Source organism: Pseudomonas fortuita (assembly GCF_026898135.2).
GTDB lineage: Bacteria > Pseudomonadota > Gammaproteobacteria > Pseudomonadales > Pseudomonadaceae > Aquipseudomonas > Aquipseudomonas fortuita.
Genome location: NZ_CP114035.2, coordinates 6,268,223 through 6,285,977, shown reverse-complemented (window position 1 = coordinate 6,285,977; position 17,755 = coordinate 6,268,223). Strand labels below are relative to the sequence as shown.

At 57.3% G+C, this 17,755-nt stretch carries 18 protein-coding genes; 11 read left to right on the top strand and 7 right to left on the bottom strand.

The window, feature by feature from the left end:
* Positions 1-6: 6 nt before the first annotated feature.
* Positions 7-1,485 carry a TnsD family Tn7-like transposition protein gene (locus OZ911_RS28730; protein ID WP_031312166.1) on the top strand — a complete coding sequence of 493 codons (1,479 nt, stop codon included), beginning with the start codon at positions 7-9 and terminating at the stop codon, positions 1,483-1,485.
* Here OZ911_RS28730 and OZ911_RS28725 read toward each other — a convergent pair.
* On the bottom strand, positions 1,457-2,380 hold the full coding sequence (locus OZ911_RS28725; RefSeq protein WP_128611062.1) for a TniQ family protein: 924 nt from the start codon (positions 2,378-2,380) through the stop codon (positions 1,457-1,459). The genes OZ911_RS28730 and OZ911_RS28725 overlap by 29 nt on opposite strands.
* Positions 2,381-2,517: 137 nt before the next feature.
* Between OZ911_RS28725 and OZ911_RS28720 the strand changes: the two genes are divergently transcribed.
* From OZ911_RS28720 to OZ911_RS28710, 3 genes are all read left to right on the top strand, one after another.
* Positions 2,518-3,030, top strand: a complete 513-nt coding sequence (locus OZ911_RS28720; RefSeq protein WP_023048572.1) for an antitoxin Xre/MbcA/ParS toxin-binding domain-containing protein — start codon at positions 2,518-2,520, stop codon at positions 3,028-3,030.
* A 145-nt stretch (positions 3,031-3,175) separates the two neighbouring features.
* Positions 3,176-3,508: a DUF2790 domain-containing protein gene (locus OZ911_RS28715; RefSeq protein WP_012316932.1), complete on the top strand. Its 333-nt coding sequence runs from the start codon at positions 3,176-3,178 to the stop codon at positions 3,506-3,508.
* A gap of 137 nt (positions 3,509-3,645) precedes the next feature.
* The gene (locus OZ911_RS28710) at positions 3,646-3,834 is read left to right on the top strand and encodes an AbrB/MazE/SpoVT family DNA-binding domain-containing protein (protein WP_016489899.1); all 189 of its coding nucleotides are present in this window, start codon (positions 3,646-3,648) and stop codon (positions 3,832-3,834) included.
* 105 nt (positions 3,835-3,939) lie between these two features.
* On the opposite strand, the gene OZ911_RS28705 is transcribed toward OZ911_RS28710, so the two are convergent.
* From OZ911_RS28705 to OZ911_RS28680, 6 genes are all read right to left on the bottom strand, one after another.
* Positions 3,940-4,395, bottom strand: a complete 456-nt coding sequence (locus OZ911_RS28705; RefSeq protein WP_023048571.1) for a DUF411 domain-containing protein — start codon at positions 4,393-4,395, stop codon at positions 3,940-3,942.
* Positions 4,385-5,167: a c-type cytochrome gene (locus tag OZ911_RS28700; protein ID WP_012316930.1), complete on the bottom strand. Its 783-nt coding sequence runs from the start codon at positions 5,165-5,167 to the stop codon at positions 4,385-4,387. The genes OZ911_RS28705 and OZ911_RS28700 overlap by 11 nt, the downstream gene beginning before the upstream one ends.
* A gap of 10 nt (positions 5,168-5,177) precedes the next feature.
* On the bottom strand, positions 5,178-6,293 hold the full coding sequence (locus OZ911_RS28695) for a copper resistance protein B (RefSeq protein WP_012316929.1): 1,116 nt from the start codon (positions 6,291-6,293) through the stop codon (positions 5,178-5,180).
* Positions 6,283-6,606, bottom strand: a complete 324-nt coding sequence (locus tag OZ911_RS28690) for a hypothetical protein (RefSeq protein WP_012316928.1) — start codon at positions 6,604-6,606, stop codon at positions 6,283-6,285. The genes OZ911_RS28695 and OZ911_RS28690 overlap by 11 nt, the downstream gene beginning before the upstream one ends.
* Positions 6,607-6,620: 14 nt before the next feature.
* Positions 6,621-8,438 carry a copper resistance system multicopper oxidase gene (locus OZ911_RS28685; RefSeq protein WP_012316927.1) on the bottom strand — a complete coding sequence of 606 codons (1,818 nt, stop codon included), beginning with the start codon at positions 8,436-8,438 and terminating at the stop codon, positions 6,621-6,623.
* A gap of 181 nt (positions 8,439-8,619) precedes the next feature.
* On the bottom strand, positions 8,620-8,826 hold the full coding sequence (locus OZ911_RS28680; protein WP_012316926.1) for a co-regulatory protein PtrA N-terminal domain-containing protein: 207 nt from the start codon (positions 8,824-8,826) through the stop codon (positions 8,620-8,622).
* A gap of 165 nt (positions 8,827-8,991) precedes the next feature.
* On the opposite strand from OZ911_RS28680, the gene OZ911_RS28675 reads away from it, so the two are divergent.
* The 7 genes from OZ911_RS28675 to OZ911_RS28645 all read left to right on the top strand — a co-directional run bounded on the left by OZ911_RS28675 (position 8,992) and on the right by OZ911_RS28645 (position 17,752).
* Positions 8,992-9,669 carry a heavy metal response regulator transcription factor gene (locus tag OZ911_RS28675; RefSeq protein WP_012316925.1) on the top strand — a complete coding sequence of 226 codons (678 nt, stop codon included), beginning with the start codon at positions 8,992-8,994 and terminating at the stop codon, positions 9,667-9,669.
* Positions 9,669-11,069: a heavy metal sensor histidine kinase gene (locus OZ911_RS28670; protein ID WP_023048570.1), complete on the top strand. Its 1,401-nt coding sequence runs from the start codon at positions 9,669-9,671 to the stop codon at positions 11,067-11,069. The genes OZ911_RS28675 and OZ911_RS28670 overlap by 1 nt, the downstream gene beginning before the upstream one ends.
* 36 nt (positions 11,070-11,105) lie before the next feature.
* Positions 11,106-11,453, top strand: a complete 348-nt coding sequence (locus tag OZ911_RS28665; RefSeq protein WP_023048569.1) for a hypothetical protein — start codon at positions 11,106-11,108, stop codon at positions 11,451-11,453.
* 86 nt (positions 11,454-11,539) lie between these two features.
* Positions 11,540-12,790 (top strand): TolC family protein, encoded by a 1,251-nt coding sequence (locus OZ911_RS28660; RefSeq protein WP_023048568.1) that lies wholly within the window; start codon positions 11,540-11,542, stop codon positions 12,788-12,790.
* Complete coding sequence (locus OZ911_RS28655) at positions 12,787-14,247, top strand: efflux RND transporter periplasmic adaptor subunit (protein ID WP_023048567.1); 1,461 nt, start codon at positions 12,787-12,789, stop codon at positions 14,245-14,247. Before OZ911_RS28660 ends, OZ911_RS28655 begins: the two co-directional genes overlap by 4 nt.
* Positions 14,244-17,402, top strand: coding sequence for an efflux RND transporter permease subunit (locus tag OZ911_RS28650; protein ID WP_023048566.1), 3,159 nt, complete (start codon positions 14,244-14,246; stop codon positions 17,400-17,402). Before OZ911_RS28655 ends, OZ911_RS28650 begins: the two co-directional genes overlap by 4 nt.
* Positions 17,399-17,752 (top strand): copper-binding protein, encoded by a 354-nt coding sequence (locus OZ911_RS28645; protein WP_023048565.1) that lies wholly within the window; start codon positions 17,399-17,401, stop codon positions 17,750-17,752. Before OZ911_RS28650 ends, OZ911_RS28645 begins: the two co-directional genes overlap by 4 nt.
* Positions 17,753-17,755: the final 3 nt, after the last annotated feature.

Sequence of the window (17,755 nt, the reverse complement as noted above, 5' to 3'; positions counted from 1 at the left end):
AAGGCAGTGGCTAACCTTCTGTTCTTCCCCCAGCCGTTCCCGGATGAGTCGCTCTACAGCCTGGCCGTGCGCTATCACAAGCTAGCGGCCAATCCAGGATACCGCGTGTCAAGCCACGAGCTCTTCGGTAGCTACTCGCGTACCTGTGGTTCCATTTTGCCATGCTGCTTAGGGGCTCTGTCTGAGCGTCTGGGAGGCGCCATTCCCGTAGGAGAGTTGATCAATCGCTTCACACTTTTACCGCTTTATTTGCCGTTTTTGAATGAACAGAAGGGCCGCGATGCCGTTGTTCTAATGGGAGGTAATCGGGGTACAGGACTCAAGATGGCCTTGGGCATAACAGCGTCGCGTTTCCTCCAACACGCCTCGTTTAGATATTGCGAGAGCTGCGTCGGACAGGACATGCTGGAGTGCGGCTTAGCCTACTGGCATCGTATTCATCAAGCTTCGGGCATTTGCGTCTGTCCGCGCCACAGCGAAGTGCTACAGGCGATGAGATTTCCCAAAGGGGCAGATTGGCGTTGCATGTTGCTACCGGGCGAATCAGGTGGAACGCCGGTTATGGACTGTGGAGAACACAGCGCGGCCATTGCGATTGCCCGTATGCAGCTATGGGGGCTCGACCACCCCGATGAGATCAAAGCGATCCAGGCTGGAAATTTTTTCAGGACCCGTTTGGACGAGATGAGTTTTATTAGGTCTGGTCGAATTAGAGAGGGAATGCTGAGAGAGTTCTTAACCAGGCGACTTCGGTGCAGTCCTAGCGCTGCCGAGTTTGAAGAAATGGTTCGGTCCTGTGACTGGGTTTTGCAGATCATACGGCGACGAGAGCGAATCGTGCAGCCCTTCAAGTTCTATTTCCTCTGCTGGCTCCTCGATCTGGAGCTGGAACACCTCAAGACCTACTGTCCAGAGGCCGATATATCCGCTGGTGTTATGGTCTGTCGTGATAGGCCGAATAACCTTACTGATGACAATGACCTCCAAGCCCGCCGGTTAGCCTTTGCAAACAGTGCTAACCCCAAATGTCATGACAAGCCGGGCTATCAGTGGTTGTACCGCCACGACAGGGAATGGTTGGTCAACTATGTTGCTGCAAACCCCTACCTCAGAGATCGAAAGATTCGAATCGACTGGCAATCCAGGGACTTCACCCTTGCGTCAGAGCTCGCTAAAGCTAGGGCGATCTTACTTTCTGTACACGGAAAGCCTCAGCAGGTCACCCGCGCTGCTCTATGCAGGCTTGTGGTAAACGCCCACGCTTTCCTTAAAATGCCGGAACATTTTCCGAGGAGCATAAGGTTGATGGCGGATTTGCTTGAGTCTACTCATGACCACCAGCTGCGTAAAATCCGGTGGGCAATCCGAGAATACTCTCTGACTGAACACTGTGCCATGAGTGTTCTCTACCGTTATGCCGGAATACGGATATCTCGCGTATCCGAAGATGAAATCCTCATGCAGATACGTGACGATATGGACTAGTTCTATTGGCTTCGTGCAAGAGTTTATTGAATATGGATTTTTTCTTCTCTCGCAGGAGGTCTTGCTCATCTTGGTTCGCTAGCAAATTTAAATAATTCTCAGCGGTGTGACATCCTAAAAATACATACATAGGAAATTTGTCACTGGTGGAGATACTGCTCGTGGTAAGTCTCGACGTAATCCCCATTTCTTTGTAAATCAGTTTGGACATATCCAGCTCGGTGCGTTCGAATTCTCTAGTGCGATTAATCATGAGGCTTGCATATGCGATAAAGTCTGCCGTTCCATCATGTATCATCGGGCCGCGGTAGCCCAGAAGATCTGCGACAAATTTGGCGTACATATGACGGGTTGATCCGAATTCTCGCTTTTGACGTCTTGACCATTTGCCCTGCTTGCTGCACTTGGCTAGGTGACCAATCTCGTGCTTTTTCAGTGGCATTGAGCAGGCCGGACATGTTTCGATTAGAGTGCAAGCATGAGTACTGCAAACCTGTACGGAACCCAACACGTGCCTGCAATGAATATAGGGGCTTCCGCAGTTATTCAAGTCTTCGAGAACGCAATCTGGACAAACTTTCTGCCAAGTCTTTGGTGTGACGATTGCGGTCGCTCGATGACGACCAAGCGCAGCTATCATAGGATACAAAGTGTGGTCGTTTAGGACTAGTTCGGAAATTTTGTGGTCGTCTAGCAGTTTTGGGTAATAAAATTCTTGATGCGGCCGCCACTCTGCTTGCACGGTGCTTAAGGTTTTACTAATCCCAAAGCCAACACGAGGTATCGGTTTTATATAGAAATCTTCAGTTTTTAGAGATTTAATACCTAGAAGCTCATTGCCTCGCTTAAGCGCTGATGCGACATATTCTCCAGGTAATGGTGCGAAAATTCTCATTAATTGAAGTGCTTGTACACGTTGCTAGACGGGCGGTATGCCATTTTAGTTAGAAGTCACCGGTATCGCATCCACATTGGTGACCGTATTGGGCTATTGTGAAGGTGGAAGGGCGCCGGACGTGCTTGGGAATCAAAATGGCTAGTCTGGCAGCCAACGCACAAGAGGAGGTCGATGCAGTGAATCCTACAAGCACTCGCCCACCTGTTGAATCGCAGGCCTTTCCACCAACGTTCCACCTGGTTCATACCCACCCCGACGGGTTGAGCCAGCTGGAGCTCCTGAGTCTAGTCCAAACAGGATTCTTTTTCAGCGACGTGAAGTGCATGGTCGAGTCATCGAGCCTGTTCAAGGCTCGTAACCTCGTCGGGCGAATCACAGGAAGATCGACCAGAAGCATTCACCGTCTGAGCCATCCCGCTCAGGCCCATCGTCTGGATGCCCAGCAGAGCGCGGTGGCGTTCCAGTATGCGAAAGGACTGGAGCTTGCATCGAAGGTATTTGGCTCTCAGATGCTCGCGGAGCAGTGGCTTTGTCGGCCGTGCGGCCGTTTGTTGGGGTTTGTACCCTTCGAGATGCTCGACACGTCGCTCGGGTTCAGCGTCGTAGCGGACTATCTTGAGCGTATACGCTTGGGTGTCTACCAGTAGCTTGCCTGAGGGCGAGGTTGGTATGCGGCGAGGAGGCAACGCTACCTCTTTTTACATGCGGGACTTACAACCTTGTAATTCCCGTATCACTCAATTGACAGCGATCAACCCCTAATCTTCAGTCACGTTTATTGGAGTGATTGAAATGAAAGTCATCAAAAGTATCACCGCTATCCTGGCCCTAGTGGCTTCGTCAGCCGTACTCGCCGAAGGAGGATCCGACCGTCTGCATGGAAAGATGATTCAGGCCAATGAGCAAGCTATGCGAGCTTATGCCGCTGCCAAGGGAAAGAACCCACCGGAGGTGATCCACTATCGCTACGGGATGCGGCTCGACGTGGCGAAGGTGATCAGCATGACGTCGACCAAGGCGAGCTGTGACGTGATGCCGGCACAGATGAATTACGAGGATTCCAACGGAGACGTGAAAATCCTTGAATACCGGACCGCTGGAGTCGGTTGCCGGGGCCAGAACTGAGCACTGAGCGAGTGGACAGGACTTACTCTGATAAAACGCCGGGTTGAAGCGTCAATTCCGGCAATAGATCGCCTGGTTACCGGCTTTCATGACTGGTGGAGTACGATGAGGACTGGTAGCTCAGGCAGGAGAGTCCAATGACTCAATCAGCGCGCACCACGGTAAAGTGCCTAGATCCCGGCGACGGCTCCGGCGATGTGATTGTGGAATTACCCGATGACATTTTGCGCGAGCTCGGGGTCACGACGGGCGACAGACTCTCCATCGAGCTCATCAACGGCGATATCGTACTCAAGCCAGTCCGCGAGCGCCGTGAATCTGACTAGCTACCCTTTGTAGCCCCTCTCTGTCGTCCTGTTGAGCTGATGAAGCTTTCTAGCGGGGGAATAAGGGACGGCAGTCAGCCTACCGCCGTCCTCCTGGTAGGTGCGTTATTTGGCTGGATAGTTGGCGACTACTTGGTCCTCGCCGCTTTTGATTAAACCAATGACTTGGTAGGCATGGCTTACGCCATCAACCTCCATGCCTGGGGACCCAGCTGGCATTCCTGGTACGGCGATCCCGACTAGATCGTTCCGCCCCCTGAGTTCTCGAATCTGCTCAGCTGGCACGTGACCTTCAACAAACTTTCCGTCGATCACAGCTGTGTGGCAGGACGCTAACCGTGGCGCTACGCCCAGCTTCTGTTTCACTGCGCTCATGTCCGTCTCAACATGGTCGGTCACTTTGAAACCATTGGCTTCCAGGTGCGCGATCCACTTCTTGCAGCAACCGCAGTTCGCGTCTCGGTGAACGTCGATGGACAATGGCTCGGCAGCATAGGCCGCCGAGGTCACCAGAAGCCCAGCGATAGCGGCTAGCCGAACGAATATCCGGTTAGTTGGCATGAGTGTGCTCCTTACCGTCTTTGTGAACATGCGTCTTTGGCGACGATGTCGGGTGGGCATCCGAATGGGCCTCGGCCGCATTGTGGTCACCGTGATGATCTGCCGCTTGAGCGGAGCCTGCGGGTGCAGCTCCATGGTCGTGAGCTGCCTGGGCATGATCGTCGTCTGCCGCTTCATCGTGATCACCATGCTCGGCACGACCGCTCCCGCCGTGCTGGCCCTCATGGTTGTGCATATCGCTTTCACCGCCGCCGTGCTGGTGGCCGCCGCTCGTGGCCACCAAGGCCTTGTACTGCTCGGCATTCATCTGGGGCAGTTGATCCAGGAACGCGACGATTCCCCAGATGTACTCATCGCCCATGCTCTTGCCCCAGGCGGGCATGCCCGTGGCTTTGATACCGTGCTTGATTGTCCAGAATGCGGCGGCTGGATCGCCTCCGACACCCACCTTGGTGAGGTCGGGTGGCGACGGGTATAGCGCTTGGCTTAGCTCAGTCTTCCCAACGCCAGGGGCAAGGTGACAGCCTATACACATGGCGTTGTAGTTGCCCGCCCCCGCTTTGATCAACGCGGCTTCCTTCAGATCAGGGACTTCGATGTCTCGCGCTCGAACCTCAATAGACCGATCACGAGCCATGGCGAGAAAGGAATGGACTGCCGGGAAGTGAGGATCATCAGCGCCGACATTCACCAGACCGAAATAGGCTGTGCCCAATACCGCAGCACTTCCGACAGCACCGGCCCCAAGCAGCGTTGTAATTGTTTTTTTCATGTTGGAATTCTCAGAACCACATCCGGATACCGGCAACGAAGCGTGCCTCATCAACATCTCCACCCTCGTCTCGGATGAAGTCAGCGGTGTTGCCGTAGGAGCGGCTCCAGGTAACGCCTATGTATGGAGCAAACTGGCGGACAATTTCATACCGTAGGCGCAGCCCGACTTCGGTATTGGCAAGGCCCGAGCCAACGCCGCGCTCAGGATCGTTCTTGCCATAGAAATTGACCTCGGCCGTGGGCTGCAAAATCAAGCGATTGGTCAGCAGGATGTCGTATTCGCCCTCAAGACGCGCAGCAGTCTGACCGTTCTCGCCTATAAACGCCGTGGCTTCGGCCTCGAAGTCATACAGAGCCATGCCCTGAATACCAAAGGCTGCCCAGGTCTGTGGGGATTCCGGTTTGAAATCCTGGCGGACCCCGGCGACCACATCCCACCAAGGGCTGACCGAGCGCCCGTACAGGAGTTGCAGCTCAGCATCTTCGGTTACCCCATTGGTGCGCTCGCCTTCCGAACGAACCCAGAGGCGATTAATGTCGCCGCCTATCCAGCCTGATGCGTCCCAGGCCAGGGTGCTGCCCTCATCGGCGTCCTGGTATTCGAGCTGGTCCAACAGGAAGAAGCTGTTGATTCCGCTGTCGTGCACTTGGTGGCCACCCAGGGGCGGAAAGGCCGACTCGCGATCCGCATCAGTGAGCACTGGAATCGGCGTGCGGCTCGTCGTGGTCGGAGAAGTCGCTGAGCTATGGTTCATCTGGGAATGGTCCATGCCCTTCATAGAGCCGTGATCCATGCCCTGCATGTTTCCATGGTTCATTTTGCTGTGGTCCATCTTGTTGTGGTCCACCGGGCTGGATTTACTCTTGCTTTGAGCATGCCCCATCTGGCTGTGATCAACAGGGGCAGGCTTTTTCTGCTGTTTGCCCATCCCCATCTTGCTGTGATCCATCGCCGGCATCGATTCGGATGGAGCAGCATCCATTTGCATGGAGCCGTGCCCCATTTTCGAATGATCCATGCCCGAGTGATCCATTTCTTCAGCAGCGAAGCTGGGCGTTACGCCCAGCATGCTGATCGAAACGGTCAGAGCCAGCAGCGAAGGCCGCCCGAGGCTATTGGCCATCTTTCCCTGCCTTAGCTTTGTCGCTGCCATGCGATTTCATCATTTTGTCGTGGTCCATGCCTTCCATCGAGCCATGGTCCATTCCCTTCATCGAGCCGTGGTCCATACCTTCCATGGAACCATGGTCCATGCCTTCATGGTTCATCCCCTGGCCCTGCTTGTCCTGCGAGCCTTTGGCTTTGCCGGCCTCTGTGGTTTTCTGGGAATGCTGATCATGATTGTCGCTGGACCACGACGACGGGGCATAAACAGCCAGAATGCCTACCATCGCAGCAGAAAGGAAAAAGGCGCTTCGTTTCATTGGTTTGCTCATCTCAAATCTCCAGTTCATTCGTCCACACGTACTTCTCGGAACATGCCCATTTCCATGTGGAACAGTAGGTGACAGTGATAGGCCCAACGTCCCAAGGCATCTGCGGTGACGCGATAGCTTCGTTTTGAGCCAGGTGGCATGTCGATGGTGTGCTTGCGAACCATGAAGTTGCCGTTCTCGTCCTCCAGATCACTCCACATACCGTGGAGGTGGATGGGGTGAGTCATCATGGTGTCGTTGACCAAGGTGATGCGAAGACGCTCGCCATATTTCAACCGCAGCGGTTCAGCGTCGGAGAATTTGATACCGTCGAACGACCACGCGAACTTCTCCATGTGGCCGGTAAGGTGCAGTTCGATTGTCCGTCCAGGCTCTCGACCATCGGGATCGATGAAGGTGCTCCGCAGATCGGCGTACGTCAGCACTCGACGCCCGTTGTTGCGTAGGCCAATTCCCGGATCGTTCAGCTTTGGCGTTGGCGACATAGTCTGCATATCGACCAGTGGGTTGTTGGTCTCGGAAGCCGGATGGCTTTGCATTGCGCCGCTCATGCCGGCCATGCCTTCATTGCCCATCCCAGTCATCTTGCTGTGGTCCATACCGGCCATGCTGCCGTGGTCCATTCCAGCCATCTTGCTGTGATCCATGCCGGCCATGCTGCCCTGGTCCATGCCAGCCATGCTGCCATGATCCATTCCGCCCATGCTGCCGTGGTCCATGCCCATATCGCTCATGGCGATGATCGGGCGTGGATCTACCGCCGGTACGGGCGCTTGCAAGCCTTCGCGAACTGCCAGGGTGCCTCGGGAATACCCGGTACGGTCCATGGATTGCGCGAAAATCGTATAGGCCTGTTCGTTTTCAGGCTCGACGATGACATCGTAGGTTTCAGCAACGGCGATCCGGAACTCATCGACCGATACGGGTTTGACGTACTGGCCGTCGGCAGCCACAACCGTCATCTTGAGCCCAGGAATCCGGACATCGAAATAGGTCATGGCCGAGCCGTTGATGAATCGCAGGCGGATCTTCTCGCCGGGCTTGAAGATACCCGTCCAGTTGCCGTTCGGAGCTTGGCCGTTCATGAGGTAGGTGTAGGTATACCCGCTCACATCTGCGAGGTCGGTGGGGCTCATCTTCATTTCAGCCCACATCTTCCGATCCGCTACAGCGGCCGACCAGCCTTTCTCGCTCACGTCGTCAACGAAGTCGCTGACCGTGCGCTTGTGGAAGTTGTAATAGTCGGACTGCTTCTTGAGTTTGGAGAGCACCCGCGCCGGGTCCTCATCCGTCCAATCGCTGAGCATGACGACGTAATCGCGGTCATATACAAACGGCTCGGGATCCTTAGCATCGATCACCAGTGCGCCATAGACCCCAGACTGCTCTTGGAGGCCTGAGTGGCTGTGATACCAGTAAGTGCCGTTCTGGTGGACCTTGAACTTGTATTCGTACATGCCATCGGGAGCGATGCCGTGAAAGCTCAAGCCCGGCACACCGTCCATATTGGCGGGCAGGATTATGCCGTGCCAGTGAATGGAGGTGTCCTGTTTCAACCGGTTGCGTACACGCAGCGTCACGGTGTCGCCTTCGCGCCATCGCAGGATCGGCCCAGGCACGGAGCCGTTGATGGCCATGGCCGTACGAGCTGCCCCCGTAATGTTGACGGGCAGTTCACCGATATACAGGTCGAATTCATTGCCGCTGAGCACGTTCGGTTGGCCAGGGCTGGTCACAGCCCAGACCGGCGCGCGCCACATGCCGAGCCCACCCAGAAGTCCGGTAGCGGCCAGGCCTTTGACGAATGATCGTCTCGTGGTTTTGCTTTGCATGCCGTTGCGTCCAGTCAGGTAGATCGCTGATATCCAGGCTGCTCGATGGCGCAGCCCTTGGGTTCGTTGGAGCTCTCACCAGTCTCGTAGACTTTCGCTACTGCGCGAGGCTGATGAGAGGCCGTAGTCTGAAACTGCCATAGTTCAGATTCCGGAGTGATTACATTTCTGTAAGCTCGGATCAGCAGCTCTCGTGGCCGACATGCTTGCTGGACTGTGCGGCGACCGGCGGCTGCTCTTTCTCCTGCTGCGCAACCTGATAGGCCTGCATGGAGTTTTGGCGAGCCGCTTCCATCCGCGCAAAGGTCCGGTCCGCGCCGCCCTCTGCCAGGGCGATGCCTGCCATGCCGAAGGTAACGACCACCACAATTGCTTTGACCATGTTCATCTGGAGATCCTCAGTGGGTTCTGCGCCTCATGGCGTCAGGTACAGGGTCAAATTAGCCTCGCGGTGCTGTCAGAAAACTGATCGCGACATTACTTTTCCGTCAGCTTCTGGTTGGGCGTCTTTTTTCCTGCAAACTGGAGATGCACTCCGCGTGGATGAGAGCAGATGAAATTACTCGTAGCCGAAGATGAGCCGAAAACCGGTGTCTACCTCCAGCAAGGCCTAACAGAGGCTGGCTTCACTGTAGACCGGGTGATGACAGGCACTGACGCCCTGCAACAGGCGCAGAGCGAAGCGTATGACTTGCTGATCTTGGACGTAATGATGCCGGGGCTCGATGGCTGGGAGGTCCTGCGCAAGATCCGGGCAGCGGGGAAAGACGTGCCGGTCCTCTTTCTCACGGCCCGTGATGGCGTAGATGATCGCGTTAAAGGCTTGGAGCTGGGTGCTGATGACTACCTTGTGAAGCCCTTTGCGTTCTCTGAGCTGTTGGCTCGGGTCCGCACACTGCTGCGCAGAGGCAACGGTGGTTCTGCTCAAACCACCATGAAGATGGCGGACCTTGAGGTTGACCTGCTCAAGCGCCGGGCTACGCGAAACGGCAAGCGGATCGACCTTACTGCCAAGGAGTTTGCCCTTTTGGAGCTGCTCATGCGCCGACGCGGGGAGGTGCTCCCCAAGTCGCTGATCGCTTCTCAGGTCTGGGACATGAACTTCGACAGTGACACCAACGTGATCGAGGTCGCGATTCGCCGACTGCGGGCCAAGATTGATGACGACTTCGCGCCAAAGCTCATCCATACCGCCCGAGGCATGGGCTACATGATGGATGTGGCAGAGTGATGCGCCCGCAATCATCGCTCGTCAAGCGACTGACCCTGATGTTCATGTTCGCGGTGACTGCTGTCTTGGTCGTTGCCGGCGTGGCTTTCTACGGGCTCAGCCAGCACCATTTCCGGATGCTGGATGAGCAGGCGCTCTCCGAAAAGCTGGAGTCAACGCGTCATATTCTGTCCATTTCAGCAGCGCGAGGCGAGCTCGGCGATCAGGAGCAGCAGCTGCGGGCATTGCTCGGCGCACATCAGGATCTTTCGGCGAAAATCACCAAGGCTGACGGAACGACCCTTTTTTCAGACTCCAAAGCCTCCCAAATTCCTCAGCGGTTCGAGCAGGCGCGCCAGGGTGCGGTCTGGGAGTGGCAGGATGAATCGCAGAACTTCCGCGGTATCACCGCCCAGATGACCATCGCGGGCGAAACGGAACCGGTGACGGCCGTGCTGATGCTCGATGTCACCACTCACGCGCATTTCTTTGTCACCCTGCAATGGTGGTTCGGCATCGGCTTGGTGATCAGCGCGATTGTGAGCGCAGGCTTGGGCTGGGTCGTTGCCAAGAGTGGGCTTCGGCCTGTCGGGCAAATCACCAAAGTGGCCACCGGGATGTCGGCAAGATCGCTCCGCGAGCGCATTCCGCTGGAGCCCGTACCGCTAGAGCTTCAGGAGCTCATCCTGTCTTTCAACGGGATGCTGGGACGGTTGGAGGATGCATTCGTTCGGTTGTCCAACTTCTCTGCCGATATCGCTCATGAGTTGAGAACGCCGGTCAGCAACCTACTTACCCATACCGAAGTGGTGCTCACCAAGAAGCGTGACCTGGATGCCTATGAGGAAAACCTCTATTCGAACCTTGAAGACCTCAAGCGCATGTCGCGCATGATCGACGACATGCTTTTCCTCGCGAAGGCGGATAACGGTCTGATCGTGCCTGAGCAGATTGATGTGGAGCTCTCCGAACTCGTATCCAAGCTGTTCGAGTACTACCAGTTTCTGGCTGAGGATCAAGGCATCCAGCTGACCCTCCAAGGTCGTGGCAAGGTTCGTGGCGATCTCTTGATGATTGACCGAGCGCTTTCCAACCTTTTATCGAACGCGTTGCGCTACACCCCGGAAGGCAACGAGATATCAGTGCAGATCGAGCAAACACGTGAAAACGTGACGTTGTCCATACGTAACAGCGGAGTAACCATCGATCCTCAGCACATTGGCAAGATCTTCGACCGGTTCTATCGGGCTGATCCAGCCAGACGCGAAGGCGGACCAAGCAATGCAGGCCTGGGCCTGTCGATAACACGCTCCATCATCGAGGCTCACAGCGGACGAATTTGGTGTACTTCAGCGGAGGGATTCACAACTTTTTACATCAGCCTTCCAGCCTCCAAGCGGTTGTTTGGTGAAGCCTCTTAATGCTGAATTCATCCCGGTAACCTATATTCGCCCATCATGAAACGCTTCATTCGACTGCTCACCATCCTGATGCTTATCGTGGCGCTTCCGCTTAACGGGATGGCGGGCATCGATTCGGCGACTGAACCTTGCCCAATGCAGACCATGGGCATGGAAATGATGGCGGGCATGGACCATGACTGCTGCCAGGACCAAGAGCCGGGCAAGACTGGTGACCATGCCAAATCCTGCAAGGTAGGCCAGGAGTGCAGAACTGCCAGCACAGTGCAGCTCAGCTTCCTGACGCCTGGACTGACCTATGCCAAGCCACGACCTGCCGATACCTACGCTGTAGGCATAGCAACAGGTTCTCCCCCCGATCCATGGCGTCCTCCCCGCGTCTGACTCCCTCTTAATTTCACACCATCGTTCTGCCTAGCAGCGGGCCGATGGCACGCGCCTGGGCGCTGATCTTTCGAGGAATCATTCTCATGACTCCCCAACGTTTTCAGGGACGAACTCCCACTGCCGTCCTTTTCATACTGCTGCCGGCTGTCTCAGCACAGGCGACAACGCTGCCGCTGGATGAAGCGCTGCAACTGGCTGAACGCAACGCTCCCTCTCTACAAGCCCGCCAAGAGCAGGCATCAGCTGCGCGCAACTTGGTCATTCCAGCGGGCGAACTACCCGATCCGCGCCTGAATCTTGGAGTACAAAACCTGCCGATTGAAGGCGCTGATCGCTGGAGCTTGAACAGAGACTTCATGACCATGCAGGTGGTTGGCCTGTCCCAGGACGTACCGAACCGGGACAAACGTAAAGCTCGCGTAGAGACAGCTCAGGCCACGGTCGAGCGAGCCGATGCTGAGGCGGTCTTCGAGCGCCTGAAGATTCGAGCGGCAACCGCGCAGGCTTGGGTTAATGCGTACACCGTGCAGCGAAAACTTGAACAGTTCGACGCTTTCTACAAAGAAAACCAGCTGCTGGCTTCTACGGTGCGGGCGCGCCTGGCCGGTGGCGCAGGCTCGACGACCGATACGCTGGCTCCGAAACAGGAATTGGCGCAGCTGGACGAGCAGAAGGATGTTTTATTGAGTCAGGCAGCTCAAGCGCGATCCGCGCTGAAGCGCTGGATTGGGCAGGACGCCGAAGTAGGGGCGCCGACGTTCCCACTCTGGCCTGTAGACGCAGCTGAATACCTGCACTCCGTACATGCCCACCCGGAGCTCAATACCTACAACGCCATGACACGCGAGGCGCAAGCCCAGGTACACCAGGCCCAGGCAGAAAAGAAGTCGGATTGGTCTTGGGGGGTGGATTATCAGCGTCGTGGCCCGGACTTCAGCAACATGGTCAGCTTGCAAGTCAGCTTCCAGCTGCCGTTGTTCACCGGCTCCCGGCAAGACCCGATGATTGCGGCACGACGCGCGCAAGTTCGTCAGTTGGAGGATGAGCAGGATGCAGCCCTGCGCGAGCATCAAGCCCAGCTTGAAACAGACCTTGCCGAGTACCAACGTTTGCAGCGGGCGGTGCGGCGCAGTCGCGAGACGCTTCTACCTCTGGCCGAGGACCGGGTACGCCTCGCTCTGGCGGACTACCGCGCCGGTAAGTCGCCGTTGAGTGAAGTGCTGTCGGCACGTCGGCAACGCGTGGAAGCGCTGTTACAGGATGTGGATCTGCAAGGACAGTTGGCTGCAACAGCAGCGCGTCTGCATTTCGTATATGGAGAGGTGCGGGCATGAGGAATAGGTCGATTGGGTTGGTTGTGGCTGCTGCCCTTGCTATTGGAGCAGGCGCGGGCTTCTGGCTAGGTGGACGGGGCACGGTTACCCCATCGCAGCCAGTAGGTGAGCAAAAAGCGCTGTATTGGTACGACCCGATGTATCCCCAGCAGCATTTCCCGGCACCCGGAAAGTCGCCGTTCATGGACATGCCGCTCGTGCCCAAGTATTCAGGCGAGACGGATGACAAGGGGCAGCCTGCGGTTCAGGTCTCGGCTGGGCTCCAGCAAAATCTCGGGATGCGATTGGCAACGGTGATGGCTGGCAGGCTTGAACGATCCCTGAGCGTGAGCGGCGTTCTGGCGTTCGACGAACGCGACTTCAGCGTGTTGCAGGCCCGTACTGGCGGTTACGTCGAACGCGTATATGGCCGGGCGGCGGGGGATATAGTTGCTAAAGGGGCTCCCCTAGCCGATGTGCTGACCCCGGAGTGGGCTGGTTTGCAGGAGGAATATCTGGCGTTGCGGCATTCCGGCGACGCTCAACTGACAGCGGCGGCACGACAGCGGCTCCTGCTCTCCGGCATGCCGGTCTACCTGATCAACCGGGTCGCGAGCACTGGAAAGGTACAGCTCTCGGTCACACTTTCCGCGCCCACTGCCGGTGTCATCCAGGTTCTCGATCTGCGACCCGGCATGACGCTGACGCCGGGGACTACCTTGGCAAGGATCAACGGAGTGGCCAACGTCTGGCTGGAAGCCGCTGTGCCAGAAGCCCAGGCTCAAGGCCTGCGCGAAGGCCAGCCTGTGCAAGCGCAATTGCCAGCTTTCCCAGGCGATCCGGTACCGGGCAAGTTGACCGCGCTGTTGGCTGATGCCGATTTGCAAAGCCGCACGTTGCGCCTGCGTATCGAGTTGCCCAACCCGGATGGACGGCTTCGTCCTGGGATGACCGCTCAAGTGGCTCTCAATCCCGGCGTGTCTGCCGAGCAGAGCCTCTTGGTGCCTGCCGAGGCGGTCATACGTACCGGCAAGCGGGATCTGGTGATGCTGGCTGAAGAAGGTGGTCGCTTCCGACCGGTGGAAGTCGTGTTGGGTCAGGAGAGCAAGGGGCAAGTTGCGGTGTTGCAGGGCCTTCAGGCAGGTCAGCGCATCGTAGCGTCGGGGCAATTCCTACTGGACTCCGAAGCTAATTTGAAAGGCATCGAAGCGGCGACGGCGCAAGACGCTCAGCCAAAAGCGGGGCCCGCCTTACATGAAGCGAACGGCCGTATCGTGCAGATAGACGGAGCCCAGCTCACCGTTGACCATGGTCCCTTCCTCACCCTGGGTATGCCTGGGATGACCATGACCTTCCCGGTGGCTGATCAGTCGCTCCTTGATGGCCTCAAGGTCGGTGCACAGATTCGCTTTGGGATACGCGAACGCGACGAGGGCATGGTGGTTGAGCAGATCAAAGTGTTGGAGGGCCAACCATGATTGCCAAACTGATCCGCTGGTCGGTAGGCAACCGGGTACTGGTGCTGCTCGCTACGCTGTTTCTGGTGGCATGGGGCTTCGTCTCGGTGCGCAGTCTGCCAATCGACGCCTTGCCCGACCTGTCGGATGTACAGGTGATCATCCGCACGTCCTACCCAGGTCAGGCTCCTCAGATCGTTGAGAATCAGGTGACCTATCCGCTGACCACCACAATGCTCTCGGTTCCGGAGGCCAAAACGGTACGCGGCTTCTCCGCCTTCGGTGACAGCTTCGTCTACGTGCTGTTCGAGGACGGCACCGATCTGTATTGGGCGCGCTCTCGGGTTCTTGAGTACCTGAGCCAGGCACAATCGCGATTACCTGCGGCAGCCAAGCCGGTACTCGGACCGGACGCCACCGGAGTCGGGTGGATTTTTCAGTATGCGCTGGTCGATCGCAACGGTGGCCATGACCTGTCGCAACTGCGCAGCCTGCAGGACTGGTTCCTGCGCTATGAGCTCAAGACCCTGCCGGATGTCGCTGAGGTGGCCACCATCGGCGGTATGGTCAAGCAATACCAAGTCCTCCTCGATCCGCTTCGCATGGCCAGCCTCGGTATCACCCAAGCTGAGGTGATAGAGGCTATAGGTAAGGCCAACCAGGAGACCGGCGGTGGTGTGCTGGAGCAAGGCGAAGCAGAATTCATGGTTCGTGCGGCCGGCTACCTAGGATCGCTGGACGATTTCAGAGCGATCCCTCTGCGACTGGCTACCAAGGGCGTGCCGGTGAACTTAGGCGATGTCGCTACGGTGCAGATAGGTCCGGAAGCCCGCAGAGGCATAGGTGAACTGGACGGCCTCGGTGAAGCCGTAGGTGGAGTGGTTATCCTGCGCAGCGGCAAGAATGCTCGTGAGGCCATCGCGCACGTCAAGGCCAAGCTCGAAACCCTGAAGAAAGGCCTGCCTGCCGGGGTGGAGCTTGTCACCGTCTACGACCGCAGCCAGCTGATCGACCGTGCTGTGGAGAACCTCAGTCACAAACTGGTCGAGGAGTTTGTGGTAGTGGCGTTGGTATGCGCAGCGTTTCTCTGGCACCTGCGCTCGTCGCTGGTGGCCATCGTGTCGCTGCCCGTGGGAATCCTGATTGCGCTGATCGTCATGCGTCATCAGGGCATCAACGCCAACATCATGTCCCTTGGCGGAATCGCTATTGCCATCGGTGCAATGGTGGACGCTGCCGTGGTCATGATCGAGAACGCCCACAAACGTGTAGAGGCCTGGCATGCCCAGCATCCTGGTCAACCTTTGCGGGGCGAAGCGCATTGGAACGTAATGACGGAGGCGGCCGTCGAGGTTGGACCAGCGCTGTTCTTCAGCCTCATGATCATCACGCTCTCGTTCATCCCGGTGTTCACGCTGCAAGCCCAGGAGGGCCGCCTCTTTGCCCCCCTGGCCTTTACCAAGACCTACGCGATGGCAGCGGCGGCTGCGCTATCGGTGACCCTGATACCGGTGCTGATGGGGTACTGGATCAGAGGGCCACTGCCTGCGGAACAGCGCAACCCGCTCAACCGGGGCCTCATCCGGCTGTACCGTCCGGCATTGGAGGTCGTCCTGCGCCGGCCCTTGCTTACCCTCGCTGGAGCATTGCTCATCCTGCTCAGCAGTCTGTGGCCCTTGAACCATCTGGGTGGCGAGTTTCTTCCCCCACTTGATGAAGGTGATCTGCTCTACATGCCTTCAGCCTTGCCTGGACTCTCCGCGCAGAAAGCTTCAGAGCTGTTGCAGCGAACGGATCGCTTGATTCGTACAGTCCCCGAGGTAGCCAGCGTCTTTGGTAAGGCCGGCCGCGCCGAATCGGCCACTGACCCTGCACCGCTGGAGATGTTCGAGACCACCGTGCGGCTCAAGCCCAAGAGTGAATGGCGTCCAGGTATGACCACTGAGAAGCTAATCGAAGAGCTTGACCGTATCGTGCGTGTGCCTGGGCTCACCAATATCTGGATTCCGCCTATCCGCAATCGGATTGACATGCTGGCCACCGGCATCAAGAGTCCGATCGGCGTCAAGGTTGCCGGCAGCGATCTGAACCAGATAGACCGGGCTACCCTTGCTGTAGAGCGGGCAGCGATAAAGGTGCCTGGAGTGACTTCGGCCCTGGCAGAGCGTTTGACTGGCGGTCGCTACATTGATTTGGACATCGACCGCCATGCCGCTGCGCGTTATGGCCTGAACATTACCGACGTACAGGCTATTGTAGCCGGTGCCATAGGTGGCGAAACCATTGGGGAAACGGTTGAAGGGTTAGCTCGCTTTCCCATTAGCGTGCGCTATCCACGTGAATGGCGTGATTCCGTGGAGGCGTTGCGTCAGCTGCCGATCTACACGTCGCAGGGGGGCCAGCTGACGCTTGGCACCGTGGCCCGCATACGTATTGCCGATGGCCCGCCCATGCTCAAGAGCGAAAATGCTCGCCCCTCGGGCTGGGTGTACGTCGATGTGCGCGGCAGAGACCTATCGTCTGTTGTGGCAGACCTGCGGCAGGTGATCGACACCGAGGTAAAGCTAGATCCGGGCATGAGCTTGAGTTACTCCGGGCAGTTCGAATACTTGGAGCGCGCTAACGCACGCCTGGCCTGGGTGGTGCCGGCGACGCTGGCCATCATCTTCGTGCTGCTCTACCTGACTTTTGGGCGCCTCGGTGAGGCGCTACTCATCATGGGCACGCTACCGTTCGCGCTAACCGGAGGCGTTTGGCTGCTGTACTTGCTGGGCTACAACCTGTCGGTGGCCACAGGCGTTGGTTTCATTGCCTTGGCCGGCGTAGCGGCGGAGTTTGGCGTGATTATGCTCATTTACCTGAATAACGCTTGGGCTGAGCGTCAGGCCAGTGGCGAAACCACACGAGCAGCGCTGCTCGGCGCAATCCGTGAGGGTGCGGTGCAGCGCATCAGACCCAAGGCAATGACCGTGGCGGTCATCGTTGCAGGCCTGCTGCCCATCCTCTGGAGCAGCGGTACCGGCAGCGAGGTCATGAGTCGCATCGCGGTGCCCATGGTCGGCGGCATGCTAACCGCTCCGTTGCTCTCCCTGTTTGTAATACCTGCGGCATACTGGCTGATCCGTCGCCGCGAACTTACTGTCACTACCCCCAACCCCTCAGGAGAAAACCAATGAAAAAGCTAATCGTCATCGCAGCCCTGGTCACAGCTTTCGCCGCCAGTGTGCATGCCCAGGACATGGATGGTATGGACATGAAGAACATGCCAGCTTCCGCCGAAGGAGGCCAAGGCACCCAGGCGGCACCCACCGCGCATGCTGAAGGGGCAATAAAGGCGCTGGATCCTCAAAGCGGAAAAATCACATTGGCCCACGGCCCGGTAGCAGAGCTCAAATGGCCGGCGATGACCATGGGTTTCCATGCTGAGCCTGCACAGCTGAAGGGCTTGAACGTAGGAGACAAGGTGAAATTTGGGTTCCGTATGGAAGGAAGCGTCGCGAAGATCGTGAGCATTCATAAGCAGTGATGT